Raw genomic sequence first — 19707 nt, 5'->3', positions numbered from 1 at the left:
ATTTAACCGGCGCAGTCTCTCCTGCGCCGGTGTATTAACCTATCTCCTGTAACGCATGTCTCTGGCGTTCGACGATATTGGTCCACAAATTGTCTTTATCGTCAGTCCACAAATTAATCAGCAAGGCAAAAAAGCGTTCTGCTGCCGGAGAAAGCACGGCATCTTTGCGGCGAATAATCCCCAATGTCCGACGTATAACGGGTTCCACCAGTGGAATACCAATAATCGAAGAATAGGGCGCATGGGGCATTGCCAGACCAGGAAGCGCCGAAATCCCCAGTCCCGCCTCTACCAGTCCTAATGACGTCGAAAGATGACGCACTTCGTAAAACCAGTCCAGCTTCCAGGGCTTGTCGGCTAGCTGTTGTTCTATCAACAATCGGTTGCCGCTGGAGGAACGTACGCCAATCATTTTGTAACCCACTAACTCCTGCCATTCTACAAGCTGCTTTTTGGCCAATGGATGGTCACGCCGACAGGCCAGCACGAATGGCTCGTTGACCAGTGGGGTAAAATCAATGGATGAATTTGTGACGTTGTTCATGTTTATGCCAAAGTCTGATTCGTTACACAGCACCGATTCCATGCAATTATTCGTGCCTTGTTCCAGAATCCGCACTTTAATATTGGGATACAGCTCATTAAATTTACCGATTGCCAGCGGTAAAAAATAAAATACTGCGGTCGGAATACACGCTAACGTCACCATACCACGATGATAAGCATTCATATCACGAATATTAAAAAGCGTTTCATCGAATTTCTTTATTAATTCCCGCGCCTCCGGGAGCAACCTTTTTCCTGCTTTTGTTAACGTAACCTTGCGAGTTGTACGCTCAAATAGTTGAATATGTAAATCTTCCTCCATCTTTTTTATTCTTCGCGTTAATGCAGGTTGCGTAATATTGAGTAATTTAGCAGCATTGTTAAATGAACTGGACTCTGCCAGTATGACAAATGCCTTCATACTTGATAATTCATGCTTCATTATTACTCCGGAAAATGGAAGCGACGATTTTGGGTGGCTGGTCGTTAAAAATTTTAACTGCATTTAGCCAACTTAAATTAATGAAAAAATGTTATTAATCGTTGAGCTAAAGTCATTAGAGATGCTTTGTCCTTAATGTAACCATATCGCAATAAGTTATGTTTTTAAATTGAGGGCATTATTATGAAAAAAATACCCTGCGTGATGATGCGAGGTGGAACCTCGAGGGGCGCGTTCCTGTTAGCGGAACATTTACCCGAAGATCAAACGCAGCGCGATAAAATATTGATGGCAATTATGGGTTCCGGTAACGATCTGGAAATTGACGGTATTGGCGGCGGTAATCCACTGACCAGTAAAGTCGCCATTATTAGCCGTTCCAGCGATCCGCGTGCTGATGTTGATTATCTGTTTGCTCAAGTTATCGTCCATGAGCAACGTGTCGATACCACGCCTAACTGCGGCAATATGCTTTCTGGCGTTGGGGCATTCGCCATTGAAAATGGTTTGATTGCAGCGACATCACCGGTCACCCGTGTGCGTATCCGCAACGTCAATACGGGTACGTTCATCGAAGCTGATGTGCAAACGCCAAATGGTGTTGTCGAGTACGAGGGTAGTGCCAGAATTGACGGCGTACCGGGTACTGCCGCACCGGTTGCGCTCACTTTCCTGAATGCCGCTGGAACCAAAACCGGAAAAGTTTTCCCGACTGATAATCAGATTGATTATTTTGACGATGTCCCGGTGACCTGTATCGATATGGCGATGCCAGTCGTCATTATTCCGGCTGAATATCTGGGAAAAACAGGTTATGAATTACCGGCGGAACTGGATGCCGACAAAGCATTATTAGCCCGCATTGAATCTATCCGTCTACAAGCGGGTAAAGCAATGGGCTTAGGTGATGTCAGTAATATGGTTATCCCTAAACCTGTGCTTATTTCTCCAGCGCAGAAAGGCGGGGCAATTAATGTGCGTTATTTTATGCCGCATTCTTGCCATCGCGCGTTGGCGATAACCGGTGCTATTGCTATTTCCAGTAGTTGTGCATTGGAAGGCACCGTCACCCGACAAATCGTCCCTTCTGTAGGATACGGCAATATCAATATTGAACACCCCAGTGGTGCGCTCGACGTTCATTTAAGTAATGAAGGTCAGGATGCCACGACGTTACGCGCATCTGTTATTCGGACGACCAGAAAAATATTTTCCGGTGAAGTTTATCTTCCCTGAAAAAATTCGTTGTCAGGATAAGGACAATCAATAAAGGACTTCTGTATGAGTCATACAGAAAGAACAGGATTTTAAATGAATAAGAAATCGTTATGGAAGCTAATTCTGATATTAGCGATCCCATGTATTATTGGTTTTATGCCAGCTCCGGCAGGATTAAGCGAACTGGCGTGGGTGCTTTTTGGTATTTACCTGGCGGCCATTGTGGGGCTGGTTATCAAGCCTTTCCCGGAACCTGTCGTACTGTTAATTGCCGTTGCTGCCTCCATGGTGGTGGTCGGTAACTTATCCGACGGTGCGTTTAAGACCACCGCCGTATTAAGCGGTTACTCTTCAGGTACTACCTGGCTGGTGTTCTCGGCGTTTACCTTAAGCGCCGCATTTGTGACCACCGGTTTAGGTAAACGTATTGCCTATCTGCTGATTGGTAAAATCGGTAACACCACGCTGGGTCTGGGTTACGTTACGGTATTCCTCGATCTGGTACTGGCTCCGGCAACACCGTCTAACACCGCGCGTGCGGGCGGCATTGTGTTACCGATCATCAACAGCGTGGCGGTGGCTTTGGGGTCCGAACCGGAAAAAAGTCCGCGTCGTGTCGGACATTACCTGATGATGTCCATTTACATGGTCACCAAAACCACCAGCTATATGTTCTTTACCGCAATGGCGGGGAACATTCTGGCGCTGAAAATGATCAACGACATTCTGCACCTGCAAATTAGCTGGGGTGGATGGGCACTGGCCGCCGGATTGCCGGGCATCATTATGCTGCTGGTCACCCCACTGGTGATTTATACCATGTATCCGCCAGAAATTAAGAAGGTGGATAATAAAACCATCGCTAAAGCGGGCCTTGCCGAACTGGGACCGATGAAAATCCGCGAAAAAATGCTGCTCGGTGTCTTTGTGCTGGCGCTGCTGGGCTGGATTTTCAGTAAGTCTCTGGGGGTTGATGAATCCACCGTGGCAATCGTTGTTATGGCGACCATGCTGCTGCTGGGTATCGTTACCTGGGAAGACGTGGTTAAAAATAAAGGCGGCTGGAATACCTTAATCTGGTACGGCGGTATTATCGGATTAAGCTCCTTATTATCGAAAGTTAAATTCTTCGAATGGTTAGCTGAAGTCTTTAAAAATAACCTGGCATTTGATGGTCACGGTAACGTTGCTTTCTTCGTTATTATTTTCCTCAGCATTATCGTGCGTTATTTCTTCGCTTCCGGTAGTGCCTATATCGTTGCTATGTTACCGGTATTTGCCATGCTGGCGAACGTCTCCGGCGCACCGTTAATGTTAACCGCGCTGGCACTGTTGTTCTCCAACTCCTATGGCGGCATGGTTACTCACTATGGCGGCGCGGCAGGTCCGGTCATCTTTGGCGTGGGTTACAACGATATTAAATCCTGGTGGTTGGTCGGTGCGGTACTGACGATATTAACCTTCCTGGTGCATATCACCCTCGGCGTGTGGTGGTGGAATATGCTGATCGGCTGGAACATGCTGTAAATATACTCGTCATACTTCAAGTTGCATGTGCTGCGTTTGCGTTCGCTCACCCCAGTCACTTACTTATGTAAGCTCCTGGGGATTCACTCACTTGTCGCCTTCCTGCAACTCGAATTATTTAGAGTATATCCATTTATTATCTTTCTGCGCACTTCACGGTGCGCAGATATCTGGAGCATTTGATGATCAAGTTATCTGAAAAAGGCGTGTTTCTCGCCAGTAATAACGAAATAATTGCCGAAGAACATTTCACCGGCGAAATTAAAAAAGAAGAAGCCAAAAAAGGCACTATTGCCTGGTCTATTCTCTCTTCTCATAATACGTCCGGAAATATGGATAAACTTAAAATTAAGTTTGATTCATTAGCCTCTCACGATATTACCTTTGTTGGTATTGTACAGACCGCTAAAGCGTCCGGAATGGAACGTTTCCCGCTGCCGTATGTGCTGACCAACTGCCATAACTCACTCTGCGCCGTCGGCGGCACCATTAACGGTGATGACCATGTTTTTGGTTTATCGGCGGCCCAGCGTTATGGCGGTATTTTTGTGCCTCCGCACATTGCGGTCATCCATCAATATATGCGTGAGATGATGGCAGGCGGCGGCAAAATGATCCTCGGGTCAGACAGCCACACCCGTTACGGTGCATTAGGGACAATGGCAGTCGGTGAGGGTGGCGGTGAGTTGGTAAAACAGCTGCTTAATGACACCTGGGATATCGACTATCCGGGCGTGGTTGCGGTGCATCTGACCGGAAAACCTGCGCCGTATGTGGGGCCACAGGATGTGGCGCTGGCTATCATTGGCGCGGTGTTCAAAAACGGTTACGTCAAAAACAAAGTCATGGAGTTCGTTGGACCGGGCGTTAGCGCGCTCTCTACCGATTTCCGTAACAGCGTTGACGTGATGACCACGGAAACCACCTGTTTAAGCTCCGTCTGGCAAACTGATGAAGAAGTGCATAACTGGCTGGCGCTGCACGGTCGCGGCCAGGATTACTGCCAGCTTAACCCTCAACCGATGGCGTACTACGATGGCTGCATCAGCGTTGATTTAAGCGCCATCAAACCAATGATTGCGCTGCCGTTCCACCCGAGCAACGTGTATGAAATCGACACACTGAACCAGAACCTGACCGACATTCTGCGTGAGATTGAAATTGAGTCCGAACGCGTGGCGCACGGTAAAGCCAAACTCTCGCTGCTGGATAAAGTGGAAAATGGTCGCCTGAAAGTGCAGCAGGGGATTATCGCGGGCTGTTCTGGCGGTAACTACGAAAACGTCATCGCGGCGGCGAATGCACTGCGCGGTCAATCCTGTGGCAATGACACCTTCTCGCTGGCAGTTTACCCGTCATCACAGCCGGTGTTTATGGATCTCGCCAAAAAAGGTGTGGTAGCAGATTTGATTGGCGCAGGGGCAATCATCAGAACCGCGTTCTGCGGCCCATGCTTTGGCGCGGGCGATACGCCAATCAACAACGGTTTGAGTATTCGCCACACCACGCGTAACTTCCCGAACCGCGAAGGCTCTAAGCCAGCTAATGGGCAGATGTCAGCGGTGGCGTTGATGGACGCTCGTTCTATCGCTGCGACTGCGGCAAACGGTGGCTATTTAACCTCTGCCAGCGAACTTGATTGCTGGGACAACGTGCCGGAGTACGCCTTCGATGTAACGCCGTATAAAAACCGTGTTTATCAGGGCTTTGTGAAAGGGGCAACTCAGCAACCGCTGATTTACGGACCGAACATTAAAGACTGGCCGGAATTGGGTGCGCTGACTGACAATATCGTCCTGAAAGTGTGCTCGAAGATCCTCGACGAAGTGACCACCACCGACGAACTGATTCCTTCCGGTGAAACCTCTTCTTATCGTTCAAATCCGATTGGTCTGGCGGAGTTTACCCTGTCACGCCGCGATCCCGGTTATGTTGGCAGAAGTAAAGCGACTGCTGAGCTGGAAAATCAGCGTCTGGCGGGGAATGTCAGCGAGCTGACAGAGGTGTTTGCGCGCATTAAGCAGATTGCTGGTCAGGAGCATATTGATCCGCTGCAAACTGAAATTGGCAGCATGGTATATGCGGTGAAACCAGGCGATGGTTCTGCGCGTGAACAGGCGGCGAGCTGCCAGCGTGTGATTGGCGGTCTGGCGAATATTGCCGAAGAGTACGCGACTAAACGCTACCGTTCTAACGTCATCAACTGGGGGATGTTACCGCTGCAGATGGCGGAAGTGCCAACCTTTGAAGTGGGGGATTACATTTACATCCCTGGCATTAAAGCGGCGCTGGATAATCCGGGTACGACGTTTAAAGGTTATGTGATCCATGAAGATGCGCCGGTAACGGAAATTACGCTCTATATGGAAAGTCTGACTGCTGAAGAGCGCGAGATTATCAAGGCGGGTAGTTTGATTAACTTCAATAAAAACCGTCAGATGTAAAAAGCGCCATGTGAATGTAGGTCGCATTCGGCACTTATTGTCGGATGCGATGCTTGCGCATCTTATCCGACCTACGAATCGCATCGAATCTGTAGGCCAGATAAGGCATTTTCGCAGCATCCGGCACTTATTGTCGGATGCGATGCTTGCGCATCTTATCCGACCTACAAATCGCATCGAACCGTAGGCCGGATAAGGCGTTTACGCCGCATCCGGCAAATAGTTAATTGCTCTTACTTCTTCGCCTCTGCAACCACTTTACTACCCACGCCGCGGTTATTGTATTCCCACATGCGGTTGTAGTTAGTGTCATTCAGATTGCGCTGTATTTCGTCGTTATCATCTACGCTGCCGGTATTACCCGCAAACGGACGATTAGAGATCACCGCATCGGCCCACGGTTTAGCCGTGTTAAAACCTTCGTTGATGGCGCTATCACGGATCACCACCTGACCGTTGGTATTGGCATCAACATCCAGCGAGCGGCCCAGTTGCGCCACACCATCACCGAAAGCATTGAAACGGCTGTTTACGGCGAGGAAACCGTAGTAAATGTTGGACAGCGTAGCCGGTGCAAACACATACGCTTCTTGCTGAGTACGTGAGTTCACCACGCGGAATTCGGTGTTATCGAACACCACTGCGCCGCGACCAGAAACGATATCCACATCCCCTTCAATGTAGCTGTTGGTCACCAGCGTACGCGGCTGACGGTTGGTTTCCAGACGGTTCTGCACACCGCTGTTGGTGACAAAGAAGGTGTTCTGACGACCGAGAATGTTAACGTTGTTAATCTGTACCTGGTCACCATCAGTACGCAGTGCCACCGCCGGATGGTTACCTGCATCTACGCTATCGCCCAGCGTGTTTTCGATGGTCAGATTTTGCAGTTGCAGGCCATTGTTTTGTGACCAGAAGACCGCAGAGCAGAGAACACCGATACTGTCGCTGCGTTTGCTCTGGCAGCTATCGTACATATACCACGCTGGTTTACCTGGCATATATTTGCCGCGCGGGTTGACGTCGTGACGCCAGTCGGCAGGGCTCATGCCACCATCAAGGGAAAGCCCAATCTTCACATCAATCGGTTTTTCACCTGTACCGTACAGAGTAATTCCACCCGGAGCGGCAGGGACATATACCGTTCCCTGATACTCACCAGGCATCACGGCAATATACTGGCGCTTGTTGGTACGCTTGATAATTGCCGCATCTACCGCCGCCTGAATCGTGGTATGCGTTACACCTTGAGTGCCCGCCGGGCCGACAACAAAGTCAGGTTGCGCAGGCAGGGTAATCGGGGAAGGATTCCACGCTGCAGCACCTGGTGTCAGGGATGCAAAATAGTGTTGAGCATCGAAATTCTGCGCTTCTTTTGCCGACAGAATCGGGCGAGAAGAGGTACCAGGCGCGGTTTGATCAGAAGGACGTTGATCGGGCGGGGTTGAGCTACAGGCGGTCAGCGTCACGCCAAAAGCCAATGCCAGCGCCAGACGGGAAACTGAAAATGTGTTCACAGGTTGCTCCGGGCTATGAAATAGAAAAATGAATCCGTTGAAGCCTGCTTTTTTATACTAACTTGAGCGAAACGGGAAGGTAAAAAGACAAAAAGTTGTTTTTAATACCTTTAAGTGATACCAGATGGCATTGCGCCATCTGGCAGAGTGATTAACTAAACATCGCAGTAATCGAGGCGCTTGCCAGAGAGTGGAAATGAACGTTAAACCCGACCATCGCGCCGCTGGCACCTTCATCGACATCAATACGTTCTATATCCAGCGCGTGAACGGTAAAAATGTAGCGATGAGTTTCGCCTTTCGGCGGTGCTGCGCCATCGTACCCGGTTTTACCAAAGTCGGTACGCGTCTGCAAAACGCCGTCTGGCATTGCTACCAGACCAGAGCCAAACCCTTGCGGTAATACGCGGGTATCAGCGGGTAAGTTAACAACTACCCAGTGCCACCAGCCGGAGCCGGTTGGCGCATCCGGGTCGTAGCAGGTGACAACAAAACTTTTCGTTCCCGCAGGAACATCATCCCACGCCAGATGCGGTGAAATATTATCGCCATCGTAACCCATGCCGTTAAAGACATGACGATGCGGCAATTTATCGCCATCGCGCAGATCGTTACTGATGAGTTTCATGAACCCTCCTTTCTTGTTTGCAGAAAGTGTAGCCAGAAACCCTCACGCGGACTTCTCGTTATTGGCAAAAAAATGTTTCATCCTGTACCGCGCGGTTAACCGCTGCGGTCAGACGCTGCAACTGTTGCGGGAGAATAATATAGGGCGGCATCAGGTAAATCAGTTTGCCAAAAGGCCGGATCCAGACACCCTGTTCGACAAAGAATTTTTGCAGCGCCGCCATATTCACCGGATGAGTGGTTTCGACTACGCCGATTGCCCCCAGCACGCGCACATCGGCAACCATTTCGGCATCACGGGCGGGGGCAAGTTGCTCGCGCAGCTGTACTTCAATAGCCGCCACCTGTTGCTGCCAGTCGCCAGATTCGAGAATCGCCAGGCTGGCGTTTGCTGCCGCGCAGGCCAGCGGATTGCCCATAAAAGTTGGCCCATGCATAAAGCAACCGGCTTCGCCGTTACTGATGGTTTCCGCAACCTCGCGCGTGGTGAGCGTGGCGGAAAGGGTCATTGTGCCGCCGGTTAAGGCTTTACCGAGGCACAAAATGTCGGGCGCGATTTCTGCATGTTCACAGGCAAACAGTTTGCCGGTACGACCAAATCCGGTGGCGATCTCGTCGGCAATCAGCAAGATACCTTCGCGATCGCACATTTTGCGGATTCGTTTTAACCATTCCGGATGGTACATGCGCATCCCGCCTGCGCCCTGGACAATCGGTTCAATGATCACCGCCGCGATTTCATGACGATGCGCCGCCATCAGGCGGGCAAAGCCAACCATATCACGTTCATCCCATTCACCATCCATGCGGCTTTGCGGGGCGGGAGCAAACAAGTTTTCTGGCAGATAGCCTTTCCACAGGCTGTGCATTGAGTTGTCCGGATCGCACACCGACATCGCGCCAAAGGTATCGCCATGATAACCATTGCGGAAGGTCAGAAAACGCTGGCGCGCTTCGCCTTTGGCCTGCCAGTACTGCAACGCCATTTTCATCGCCACTTCCACCGCTACGGAGCCGGAGTCCGCGAGAAAAACGCATTCCAGCGGTTGCGGCGTCATTGCCACCAGTTTGCGGCATAGCTCGATGGCGGGCGCATGGGTGATACCGCCAAACATCACATGCGACATAGCATCAATTTGCGACTTCATCGCCGCATTAAGCTGCGGGTGATTATAGCCGTGGATCGCCGCCCACCAGGACGACATACCGTCAACCAGGCGTCTGCCGTCAGACAAAATTAGCTCGCAACCTTCGGCGCTCGCGACCGGATAAACCGGCAGAGGGGAGGTCATGGATGTGTATGGGTGCCAGATATGGCGTTGGTCAAAGGCAAGATCGTCCGTTGTCATAATCGACTTGTAAACCAAATTGAAAAGATTTAGGTTTACAAGTCTACACCGAATTAACAACAAAAAACACGTTTTGGAGAAGCCCCATGGCTCACCGCCCACGCTGGACATTGTCGCAAGTCACAGAATTATTTGAAAAACCGTTGCTGGATCTGCTGTTTGAAGCGCAGCAGGTGCATCGACAGCATTTCGATCCTCGTCAGGTGCAGGTCAGCACTTTGCTGTCGATTAAGACCGGAGCTTGTCCGGAAGATTGCAAATACTGCCCGCAAAGCTCGCGCTACAAAACCGGGCTGGAAGCCGAGCGGTTGATGGAAGTTGAACAGGTGCTGGAGTCGGCGCGCAAAGCGAAAGCTGCGGGATCGACGCGTTTCTGTATGGGCGCGGCGTGGAAGAATCCCCACGAACGCGATATGCCGTACCTGGAACAAATGGTGCAGGGGGTAAAAGCGATGGGGCTGGAGGCGTGTATGACGCTGGGCACGTTGAGTGAATCTCAGGCGCAGCGCCTCGCGAACGCCGGGCTGGATTACTACAACCACAACCTCGACACCTCGCCGGAGTTTTACGGCAATATCATCACCACCCGCACTTATCAGGAACGCCTCGATACGTTGGAAAAAGTGCGCGATGCCGGGATCAAAGTCTGTTCTGGCGGCATTGTGGGCTTAGGCGAAACGGTAAAAGATCGCGCCGGATTATTGCTGCAACTGGCAAACCTGCCGACGCCGCCGGAAAGCGTGCCAATCAACATGCTGGTGAAGGTGAAAGGCACGCCGCTTGCCGATAACGATGATGTCGATGCCTTTGATTTTATTCGCACCATTGCGGTCGCGCGGATCATGATGCCAACCTCTTACGTGCGCCTTTCTGCCGGACGCGAGCAGATGAACGAACAGACTCAGGCGATGTGCTTTATGGCAGGCGCAAACTCGATTTTCTACGGTTGCAAACTGCTGACCACGCCGAATCCGGAAGAAGATAAAGACCTGCAACTGTTCCGCAAACTGGGGCTAAATCCGCAGCAAACTGCCGTGCTGGCAGGGGATAACGAACAACAGCAACGTCTTGAACAGGCGCTGATGACCCCGGACACCGACGAATATTACAACGCGGCAGCATTATGAGCTGGCAGGAGAAAATCAACGCGGCGCTCGATGCGCGGCGTGCTGCCGATGCCCTGCGTCGCCGTTATCCAGTGGCGCAAGGAGCCGGACGCTGGCTGGTGGCGGATGATCGCCAGTATCTGAACTTTTCCAGTAACGATTATTTAGGTTTAAGCCATCATCCGCAAATTATCCGTGCCTGGCAGCAGGGTGCGGAGCAATTTGGCGTCGGTAGCGGCGGTTCCGGTCACGTCAGCGGTTATAGCGTTGCGCATCAGGCGCTGGAAGAAGAACTGGCCGAGTGGCTGGGCTATTCGCGGGCACTGCTATTTATCTCTGGTTTTGCCGCTAATCAGGCGGTCATTGCCGCGATGATGGCAAAAGAGGACCGCATTGTCGCTGACCGGCTTAGCCATGCCTCATTGCTGGAGGCTGCCAGTTTAAGCCCGTCGCAGCTTCGCCGTTTTGTTCATAACGATGTCACTCATCTGGCGCGACTGCTTGCTTCCCCCTGTCCGGGGCAGCAACTGGTGGTGACAGAAGGCGTGTTCAGCATGGACGGCGATATTGCGCCACTGGCGGAAATCCAGCAGGTAACGCAACAGCACAATGGCTGGTTGATGGTCGATGATGCCCACGGCACGGGCGTTATCGGGGAGCAGGGGCGCGGCAGCTGCTGGCTGCAAAAGGTAAAACCAGAATTGCTGGTGGTGACTTTTGGCAAAGGATTTGGCGTCAGTGGGGCTGCGGTGCTTTGCTCCAGTACGGTGGCGGATTATCTGCTGCAATTCGCCCGCCACCTTATCTACAGCACCAGTATGCCGCCCGCTCAGGCGCAGGCATTACGTGCGTCACTGGCGGTCATTCGCCGTGATGAGGGGGATGCACGGCGCGAAAAACTGGTGTCACTCATTGCGCGTTTTCGTGCCGGAGTACAGGATTTGCCGTTTACGCTGGCTGATTCATGCAGCGCCATCCAGCCATTGATCGTCGGTGATAACAGCCGTGCGTTACAACTGGCAGAAAAACTGCGCCAGCAAGGCTGCTGGGTCACGGCGATTCGCCCGCCAACCGTACCCGCTGGTACTGCGCGACTGCGCTTAACGCTAACCGCAGCGCATGAAATGCAGGATATCGACCGTCTGCTGGAGGTGCTGCATGGCAACGGTTAATAAACAAGCCATTGCAGCGGCATTTGGTCGGGCAGCCGCACTCTATGAGCAACACGCAGATCTACAGCGCCAGAGTGCTGACGTCTTACTGGCAATGCTCCCACAGCGTAAATACACCCACGTACTGGACGCGGGTTGTGGACCTGGCTGGATGAGCCGCCACTGGCGGGAACGTCACGCGCAGGTGACGGCCTTAGATCTCTCGCCGCCAATGCTTGTTCAGGCACGCCAGAAGGATGCCGCAGACCATTATCTGGCGGGAGATATCGAATCCCTGCCGTTAGCGACTACGACGTTCGATCTTGCATGGAGCAATCTCGCAGTGCAGTGGTGCGGTAATTTATCCACGGCACTCCGCGAGCTGTATCGGGTGGTGCGCCCCGGAGGCGTGGTGGCGTTTACCACGCTGGTGCAGGGATCGTTACCCGAACTGCATCAGGCGTGGCAGGCGGTGGACGAGCGTCCGCATGCTAATCGCTTTTTACCGCCAGATGAAATCGAACAGTCGCTGAACGGCGTGCATTATCAACATCATATTCAGCCCATCACACTATGGTTTGATGATGCGCTCAGTGCCATGCGTTCGCTGAAAGGCATCGGTGCTACGCATCTTCATGAAGGGCGCGACCCGCGAATATTAACGCGTTCGCAATTGCAGCGATTGCAACTGGCCTGGCCGCAACAACAGGGGCGATATCCTCTGACGTATCATCTTTTTTTGGGAGTGATTGCTCGTGAGTAAACGTTATTTTGTCACCGGAACGGATACCGAAGTGGGGAAAACCGTCGCCAGTTGTGCACTTTTACAAGCCGCGAAGGCAGTAGGTTATCGGACGGCAGGTTATAAACCGGTCGCCTCTGGCAGCGAAAAGACCCCGGAAGGCTTACGTAATAGTGACGCGCTGGCGTTACAGCACAACAGCAGCCTGCAGCTGGATTACGCAACGGTAAATCCTTACACCTTCGCAGAACCCACCTCGCCGCACATCATCAGCGCGCAAGAGGGCAGGCCGATAGAATCATTGGTAATGAGCGCCGGATTACGCGCGCTTGAACAACAGGCTGACTGGGTGTTAGTGGAAGGTGCTGGCGGCTGGTTTACGCCGCTTTCTGACACTTTCACTTTTGCAGATTGGGTAACACAGGAACAACTGCCGGTGATACTGGTAGTTGGTGTGAAACTCGGCTGTATTAATCACGCGATGTTGACTGCGCAGGCAATACAACACGCCGGACTGACTCTGGCGGGTTGGGTGGCGAACGATGTTACGCCTCCGGGAAAACGTCACGCTGAATATATGACCACGCTCACCCGCATGATTCCCGCGCCGCTGCTGGGAGAGATCCCCTGGCTTGCAGAAAATCCAGAAAATGCGGCAACCGGAAAGTACATAAACCTTGCCTTGTTGTAGCTATCCTGTATTTGGTTAAATTGCGAGCGAGATCGCGTCTTCGATTGACTGCAATTTAACCAATTAAATTCTAAAATAATCACGAAAAAAATTTTACTTCCGCCTCATGCGGCGAATGTGGGAATTGCCCAGGCAGCGGGGGATAGGGGCTGGAGACAGTTATCCACTATTCCTGTGGATAACCATGTGTATTAGAGTTAGAAAACACGAGGCAAGCGAGAGAATACGCGGCTTGCACGCGAATTGGCGTTAAAGACGGCTCAAAGAAATATCTTTTATTTTTTAACTGGTTAGATAAATGCAATGGCAGTCACTGAACAGGCATCTCTTGCCATAAAACTGTCATCACTCATCTTGACAAATGTTAAAAAAGCCGTTGTTTTGGGGATAACCCGGTAAGGCCGGAGTTTTATCTCGCCACAGAGTAAATTTTGCTCATGATTGACAGCGGAGTTTACGCTGTAACAGAAATATTATGGTGATGAACTGTTTTTTTATCCAGTATAATTTGTTGGCATAATTAAGTACGACGAGTAAAATTACATACCTGCCCGCCCAACTCCTTCAGGTAGCGACTCATGAGTAAACCGTTCAAACTGAATTCCGCTTTTAAACCTTCTGGCGATCAGCCAGAGGCGATTCGACGTCTCGAAGAGGGGCTGGAAGATGGCCTGGCGCACCAGACGTTACTTGGCGTGACTGGCTCCGGGAAAACATTCACCATTGCCAATGTCATTGCTGACCTTCAGCGCCCAACCATGGTACTTGCGCCCAACAAAACGCTGGCGGCCCAGCTGTATGGCGAAATGAAAGAGTTCTTCCCGGAAAACGCGGTGGAATATTTCGTTTCCTACTACGACTACTATCAGCCGGAAGCCTATGTACCGAGTTCCGACACTTTCATTGAGAAAGATGCCTCGGTTAACGAACATATTGAGCAGATGCGTTTGTCCGCCACCAAAGCGATGCTGGAGCGGCGTGATGTGGTTGTGGTGGCGTCTGTTTCCGCGATTTATGGTCTGGGCGATCCTGATTTATATCTCAAGATGATGCTCCATCTCACGGTCGGTATGATTATCGATCAGCGCGCGATTCTGCGCCGACTGGCGGAGCTGCAATACGCTCGTAATGATCAAGCATTCCAGCGTGGTACTTTCCGCGTTCGTGGCGAGGTGATAGATATCTTCCCGGCAGAATCGGATGACATTGCACTTCGCGTGGAACTGTTTGACGAGGAAGTGGAACGATTGTCGTTATTTGACCCGCTGACCGGGCAGATTGTTTCCACTATTCCACGTTTTACCATCTACCCGAAAACGCACTACGTCACACCGCGCGAGCGCATCGTACAGGCGATGGAGGAGATCAAAGAAGAGCTGGCCGCCAGACGCAAAGTGCTGTTGGAAAACAACAAACTGCTGGAAGAGCAGCGGCTGACCCAGCGTACCCAGTTTGATCTGGAGATGATGAACGAGCTGGGCTACTGTTCGGGGATTGAAAACTACTCGCGCTTCCTCTCCGGTCGTGGACCGGGTGAGCCACCGCCGACGCTGTTTGATTACCTCCCTGCTGATGGGCTGCTGGTGGTCGATGAATCTCACGTCACCATTCCACAAATTGGCGGCATGTATCGCGGTGACCGGGCGCGTAAAGAGACACTGGTGGAGTACGGCTTCCGCCTGCCATCAGCGCTGGATAACCGTCCGCTTAAGTTTGAAGAGTTCGAAGCATTAGCGCCGCAAACCATCTATGTTTCGGCGACGCCGGGTAATTACGAGCTGGAAAAATCCGGCGGCGATGTGGTGGATCAGGTGGTGCGTCCAACCGGATTGCTTGACCCGATTATCGAAGTGCGGCCGGTGGCGACACAGGTTGATGATCTTCTTTCGGAGATTCGTCAGCGAGCGGCAATTAACGAACGCGTACTGGTCACCACACTGACCAAGCGAATGGCGGAAGATCTTACCGAATATCTCGAAGAACACGGTGAGCGCGTGCGTTATCTTCACTCAGATATCGACACCGTCGAGCGTATGGAGATTATCCGCGACTTGCGTCTGGGTGAGTTCGACGTATTGGTAGGGATCAACTTACTGCGTGAAGGTCTGGATATGCCGGAAGTTTCGCTGGTGGCGATCCTCGACGCTGACAAAGAAGGCTTCCTGCGTTCCGAACGTTCGTTGATCCAGACCATTGGTCGTGCGGCACGTAACGTTAACGGTAAAGCGATTCTCTACGGCGATAAGATCACCCCATCAATGGCGAAAGCGATTGGCGAAACCGAACGTCGCCGCGAGAAACAGCAGAAGTACAACGAGGAACACGGCATTACGCCGCAAGGCTTGAACAAGAAAGTGGTCGATATCCTGGCGTTGGGGCAGAACATTGCTAAAACCAAAGCGAAGGGCAGAGGAAAATCGCGACCGATTGTTGAGCCGGATAATGTGCCGATGGATATGTCGCCTAAAGCGTTGCAGCAGAAAATCCATGAGCTGGAAGGGTTGATGATGCAACACGCGCAGAATCTGGAGTTCGAAGAAGCGGCGCAAATTCGTGACCAGTTGCATCAGCTGCGTGAGCTGTTTATCGCGGCATCGTAACAGGATAGCGAAGAAGACTGATGACAAACGGAAAACAGCCTGATGCGCTACGCTTATCAGGCCTACATTTTCTCCGCAATATATTGAATTTGCGCGGTTTGTAGGCCGGATAAGGCGTTCACGCCGCATCCGGCATAAACAACGCGCACTTTGTCTTCAATAGGAAGCCGGAATTTTCCTTCGGATTTCCGTTAACCTAAAGCCTGTAACGCCTTTTCCAGCGCGTTATGTAACAACTGGCGGTCATGACGATACGGAATATCGCTGGCCTCCAGTACCTCCTGGATCACAATCCGCTCTTTCACCGCCGAGACATCCACTTTTGGCCCGACGATGACCGCATCAATGACCTTTTTACCAACATACTGCTCCATAATTGCCAGCTTGCTTTCCAGCTTCAAATTAGCCGCAGGTAAACTCAACTCACGCCCCAGATTGCCGATATAAACCATCGGCGCTGGCGTGCGGCGTAATGCCTGGGCGATTTCCTTCAGCAGCAGAATTGGCATCAGGCTGGTATAAAAACTGCCAGGCCCAATAATGATGAGATCCGCTTCATTGATAGCGTGAACCGCCTCACGCGTTGCGGGTACATTAGGCGTTAACAATAACTCTTGAATCGGCGTAGTTAACTGGTCGATATTGACCTCGCCGTAAACTTCATGCCCCTGATCGTCAATCGCCATCAGATCAACAGGATGCTCTGACATTGGAATCAAATGCGTATCCACTTTCAGCAGATTACGAATTAAATTGATGGCTTCCAGAGGCCGCACGCTAAGGTGATCCAGCGCCTTTAACATCAAGTTTCCGAGATTATGACCGGAAAGTTCGCCATTGCCACCAAAACGGTATTCAAACATCGCGGAGGCGACGCTCGGTTCCGTTATCAGCTGGTTGAGGCAGTTGCGCATATCGCCCCAGGCAATGCCGCCTTCTGAACGGCGAATACGCCCCGTCGAGCCACCATTATCGGTGGTGGTGACGATACCCGTTAAACGAGAACCCAAAGACGAAAGTGATGAGAGAACGCGTCCCAGTCCATGCCCTCCGCCGAGAGCAACGACACGATCAAGATCAGCCAGCGTACGATTGCGCATATAGTTTCCTGGAGTCAGATTATCCGCGCTACAGTAGCGCAAATTGCGGGGAAACAGCAATTAACCTGCCAATATTGAGGATACAAACTATTTTCTTCTACCTCTAAAGGACGATGCACGCTATGCCTCCCTGATGATGTATATCAAAGTAAAACCGCCATTTTCCCTTATTCTGTAGCGAAATAGCACGATCATGACGCTATATACATGATTACATAGCGAAAGTATGGATGGTAAAAATCTCATTTACACGCTAGTATCGGCATAACCACTAAACACTCTAGCCTCTGCACCTGGGTCAACTGATACGGTGCTTTGGCCGTGACAATGCTCGTAAAGATTGCCACCAGGGCGAAGGAAGAAATGACTTCGCCTCCCGTATCTGGAAAGGTGTACATGGCTTCACAACTGACTGATGCATTTGCGCGTAAGTTTTACTACTTGCGCCTGTCGATTACCGATGTGTGTAACTTTCGTTGCACCTACTGCCTGCCGGATGGCTACAAACCGAGCGGCGTCACCAATAAAGGCTTTCTTACCGTCGATGAAATTCGCCGGGTTACGCGCGCCTTCGCCAGTCTGGGCACCGAAAAAGTGCGCCTGACAGGCGGTGAGCCGTCTTTACGCCGCGACTTTACCGATATCATCGCCGCTGTGCGGGAAAACGACGCTATCCGCCAGATTGCGGTCACCACCAATGGTTACCGTCTGGAACGCGATGTGGCGAACTGGCGCGATGCGGGACTTACTGGCATTAACGTCAGTGTCGACAGTCTGGACGCCCGCCAGTTTCACGCTATTACCGGGCAGGATAAATTCAACCAGGTCATGGCGGGGATTGATGCTGCATTTGAGGCCGGTTTTGAGAAGGTCAAAGTCAATACCGTGCTGATGCGTGATGTTAATCATCACCAGCTCGACACCTTTCTGAACTGGATCCAGCATCGCCCTATCCAGCTGCGTTTCATCGAACTGATGGAAACGGGCGAGGGCAGCGAGCTCTTCCGTAAGCATCACATCTCTGGTCAGGTTCTGCGTGACGAGCTACTGCGTCGCGGCTGGATCCACCAATTACGTCAACGCAGCGACGGTCCCGCGCAAGTCTTTTGCCATCCAGATTACGCCGGAGAGATTGGCCTTATCATGCCGTATGAAAAAGACTTCTGCGCCACTTGCAACCGCCTGCGCGTTTCCTCCATTGGTAAACTCCATCTCTGCCTGTTTGGTGAAGGCGGCGTTAACCTGCGCGATCTGCTGGAAGACGATACCCAGCAACAGGCGCTGGAAGCGCGTATTTCAGCGGCGCTGCGGGAGAAGAAACAGACCCATTTCCTGCATCAAAACAACACCGGTATTACGCAAAACTTATCGTACATTGGCGGCTAAAACGTCAAAAGGAGAGATCAGATGAGTCAGGTAAGCACTGAATTTATCCCGACCCGTATTGCTATTCTTACGGTTTCTAATCGTCGCGGTGAAGAAGACGATACCTCCGGTCACTATCTGCGCGATTCGGCGCAAGAAGCGGGCCATCACGTTGTCGATAAAGCCATTGTGAAAGAAAACCGCTACGCTATTCGCGCTCAGGTATCTGCGTGGATCGCCAGCGACGATGTACAAGTGGTATTGATTACGGGTGGTACTGGCCTGACGGAAGGTGATCAGGCTCCCGAAGCATTGCTGCCGTTGTTCGACCGTGAAGTTGAAGGTTTTGGTGAAGTGTTCCGGATGTTGTCTTTTGAAGAGATTGGCACTTCCACGTTGCAATCTCGTGCGGTAGCGGGCGTCGCCAACAAAACGCTGATTTTCGCCATGCCGGGTTCGACCAAAGCGTGCCGTACCGCATGGGAAAATATCATCGCGCCGCAGCTGGATGCCCGTACGCGTCCGTGTAATTTCCATCCACATTTGAAGAAATAAGTATGTCGCAACTGACCCATATCAACGCCGCTGGCGAAGCGCACATGGTGGATGTCTCCGCCAAAGCGGAAACCGTGCGTGAAGCGCGGGCGGAAGCCTTTGTCACCATGCGCAGCGAGACGCTGGCGATGATTATTGATGGTCGCCACCACAAAGGCGACGTATTTGCCACTGCGCGTATTGCCGGTATTCAGGCGGCAAAACGCACCTGGGATCTGATCCCGCTCTGTCATCCGCTGATGCTCAGCAAAGTTGAAGTCAATTTACAGGCCGAGCCGGAGCACAATCGGGTGCGTATAGAAACCTTATGCCGCCTGACCGGGAAAACCGGTGTCGAAATGGAAGCATTAACCGCGGCCTCCGTGGCGGCGCTGACCATTTATGACATGTGCAAAGCGGTGCAAAAAGATATGGTGATTGGTCCGGTACGTTTGCTGGCGAAGAGCGGCGGCAAGTCGGGTGACTTTAAGGTGGAAGCGGATGATTAAAGTTCTTTTTTTCGCCCAGGTGCGCGAGTTGGTGGGAACAGATGCAACCGAAGTGGCTGCGGATTTCCCAACTGTTGAAGCGTTACGCCAGCACATGGCTGCGCAGAGCGATCGCTGGGCGCTGGCGCTGGAAGATGGCAAATTACTGGCTGCCGTCAACCAGACGCTGGTGAGTTTTGACCATCCGCTGACTGACGGCGACGAAGTAGCTTTCTTCCCGCCGGTAACCGGAGGTTAAG

Annotated in this window: 17 protein-coding genes, 1 pseudogene and 1 riboswitch; of the genes and pseudogenes, 12 read left to right on the top strand and 6 right to left on the bottom strand. The window is 51.8% G+C overall.

The genetic code is table 11. From position 1 onward, the window contains the following. Positions 1 to 34 precede the first annotated feature (34 nt). Positions 35 to 988 (bottom strand): LysR family transcriptional regulator, encoded by a 954-nt coding sequence (locus tag HGD79_RS07870; RefSeq protein ID WP_000679972.1) that lies wholly within the window; start codon positions 986 to 988, stop codon positions 35 to 37. A 183-nt stretch (positions 989 to 1171) separates the two neighbouring features. Between HGD79_RS07870 and HGD79_RS07865 the strand changes: the two genes are divergently transcribed. The 3 genes from HGD79_RS07865 (at position 1172) to HGD79_RS07855 (ending at position 6177) form a co-directional block, all read left to right on the top strand. Beyond that, positions 1172 to 2224: a 4-oxalomesaconate tautomerase gene (locus HGD79_RS07865; RefSeq protein WP_000723652.1), complete on the top strand. Its 1053-nt coding sequence runs from the start codon at positions 1172 to 1174 to the stop codon at positions 2222 to 2224. A 75-nt stretch (positions 2225 to 2299) separates the two neighbouring features. Continuing rightward, positions 2300 to 3733: an anion permease gene (locus HGD79_RS07860; RefSeq protein WP_001036475.1), complete on the top strand. Its 1434-nt coding sequence runs from the start codon at positions 2300 to 2302 to the stop codon at positions 3731 to 3733. Between the two features lie 182 nt (positions 3734 to 3915). Then, positions 3916 to 6177 (top strand): hydratase, encoded by a 2262-nt coding sequence (locus HGD79_RS07855; RefSeq protein WP_000593936.1) that lies wholly within the window; start codon positions 3916 to 3918, stop codon positions 6175 to 6177. A 233-nt stretch (positions 6178 to 6410) separates the two neighbouring features. Here the strand turns inward: HGD79_RS07855 and HGD79_RS07850 are convergent, their stop codons facing one another. From HGD79_RS07850 to bioA, 3 genes are all read right to left on the bottom strand, one after another. Beyond that, positions 6411 to 7694, bottom strand: coding sequence for a putative acyl-CoA thioester hydrolase (locus HGD79_RS07850; RefSeq protein WP_001091569.1), 1284 nt, complete (start codon positions 7692 to 7694; stop codon positions 6411 to 6413). A 151-nt stretch (positions 7695 to 7845) separates the two neighbouring features. Further along, positions 7846 to 8322: a kinase inhibitor gene (locus tag HGD79_RS07845; protein WP_000767389.1), complete on the bottom strand. Its 477-nt coding sequence runs from the start codon at positions 8320 to 8322 to the stop codon at positions 7846 to 7848. 58 nt (positions 8323 to 8380) lie between these two features. Beyond that, positions 8381 to 9670: an adenosylmethionine--8-amino-7-oxononanoate transaminase gene (gene bioA / locus HGD79_RS07840; RefSeq protein ID WP_001307065.1), complete on the bottom strand. Its 1290-nt coding sequence runs from the start codon at positions 9668 to 9670 to the stop codon at positions 8381 to 8383. Positions 9671 to 9756: 86 nt separating this feature from the next. Between bioA and bioB the strand changes: the two genes are divergently transcribed. The 5 genes from bioB (at position 9757) to uvrB (ending at position 15960) form a co-directional block, all read left to right on the top strand. Continuing rightward, positions 9757 to 10797 carry a biotin synthase BioB gene (gene bioB, locus HGD79_RS07835; protein ID WP_000951213.1) on the top strand — a complete coding sequence of 347 codons (1041 nt, stop codon included), beginning with the start codon at positions 9757 to 9759 and terminating at the stop codon, positions 10795 to 10797. Further along, on the top strand, positions 10794 to 11948 hold the full coding sequence (bioF, locus tag HGD79_RS07830; RefSeq protein ID WP_000118840.1) for an 8-amino-7-oxononanoate synthase: 1155 nt from the start codon (positions 10794 to 10796) through the stop codon (positions 11946 to 11948). Before bioB ends, bioF begins: the two co-directional genes overlap by 4 nt. Then, the gene (gene bioC, locus HGD79_RS07825; RefSeq protein WP_168848351.1) at positions 11935 to 12690 is read left to right on the top strand and encodes a malonyl-ACP O-methyltransferase BioC; all 756 of its coding nucleotides are present in this window, start codon (positions 11935 to 11937) and stop codon (positions 12688 to 12690) included. Before bioF ends, bioC begins: the two co-directional genes overlap by 14 nt. Beyond that, positions 12683 to 13360 (top strand): dethiobiotin synthase, encoded by a 678-nt coding sequence (bioD, locus tag HGD79_RS07820; RefSeq protein WP_000044868.1) that lies wholly within the window; start codon positions 12683 to 12685, stop codon positions 13358 to 13360. Before bioC ends, bioD begins: the two co-directional genes overlap by 8 nt. 578 nt (positions 13361 to 13938) lie before the next feature. Next, entirely contained in the window at positions 13939 to 15960 is a 2022-nt protein-coding gene (gene uvrB / locus HGD79_RS07815) for an excinuclease ABC subunit UvrB (RefSeq protein ID WP_000042533.1), read from the top strand. Between the two features lie 36 nt (positions 15961 to 15996). Here uvrB and HGD79_RS26840 read toward each other — a convergent pair. Together HGD79_RS26840 and yvcK are read right to left on the bottom strand one after the other, a co-directional pair. Then, positions 15997 to 16094, bottom strand: a pseudogene (locus tag HGD79_RS26840) (hypothetical protein); the annotation flags it as partial. A gap of 57 nt (positions 16095 to 16151) precedes the next feature. Beyond that, on the bottom strand, positions 16152 to 17060 hold the full coding sequence (gene yvcK / locus HGD79_RS07810; RefSeq protein ID WP_001295302.1) for a uridine diphosphate-N-acetylglucosamine-binding protein YvcK: 909 nt from the start codon (positions 17058 to 17060) through the stop codon (positions 16152 to 16154). Between the two features lie 264 nt (positions 17061 to 17324). Continuing rightward, positions 17325 to 17469: riboswitch (molybdenum cofactor riboswitch) on the top strand. Here yvcK and moaA point away from each other — a divergent pair. From moaA to moaD, 4 genes are all read left to right on the top strand, one after another. Next, complete coding sequence (gene moaA, locus HGD79_RS07805; protein ID WP_001295301.1) at positions 17457 to 18446, top strand: GTP 3',8-cyclase MoaA; 990 nt, start codon at positions 17457 to 17459, stop codon at positions 18444 to 18446. (Overlaps the previous riboswitch by 13 nt.) 21 nt (positions 18447 to 18467) lie before the next feature. Next, complete coding sequence (gene moaB, locus HGD79_RS07800; RefSeq protein WP_000084639.1) at positions 18468 to 18980, top strand: molybdenum cofactor biosynthesis protein B; 513 nt, start codon at positions 18468 to 18470, stop codon at positions 18978 to 18980. Positions 18981 to 18982: 2 nt separating this feature from the next. Further along, positions 18983 to 19468: a cyclic pyranopterin monophosphate synthase MoaC gene (moaC, locus tag HGD79_RS07795; protein WP_000080885.1), complete on the top strand. Its 486-nt coding sequence runs from the start codon at positions 18983 to 18985 to the stop codon at positions 19466 to 19468. Then, a complete protein-coding gene (gene moaD, locus HGD79_RS07790) occupies positions 19461 to 19706 on the top strand; it encodes a molybdopterin synthase sulfur carrier subunit (protein ID WP_000598619.1) in 246 nt (81 codons plus the stop codon). Before moaC ends, moaD begins: the two co-directional genes overlap by 8 nt. Position 19707 lies beyond the last annotated feature (1 nt).

This window comes from Escherichia sp. SCLE84, assembly GCF_012584495.1.
GTDB lineage: Bacteria > Pseudomonadota > Gammaproteobacteria > Enterobacterales > Enterobacteriaceae > ECMA0423.
The sequence above is the reverse complement of the archived record's forward strand: the minus strand, read 5'-3'. Positions and strand labels throughout refer to the sequence as shown.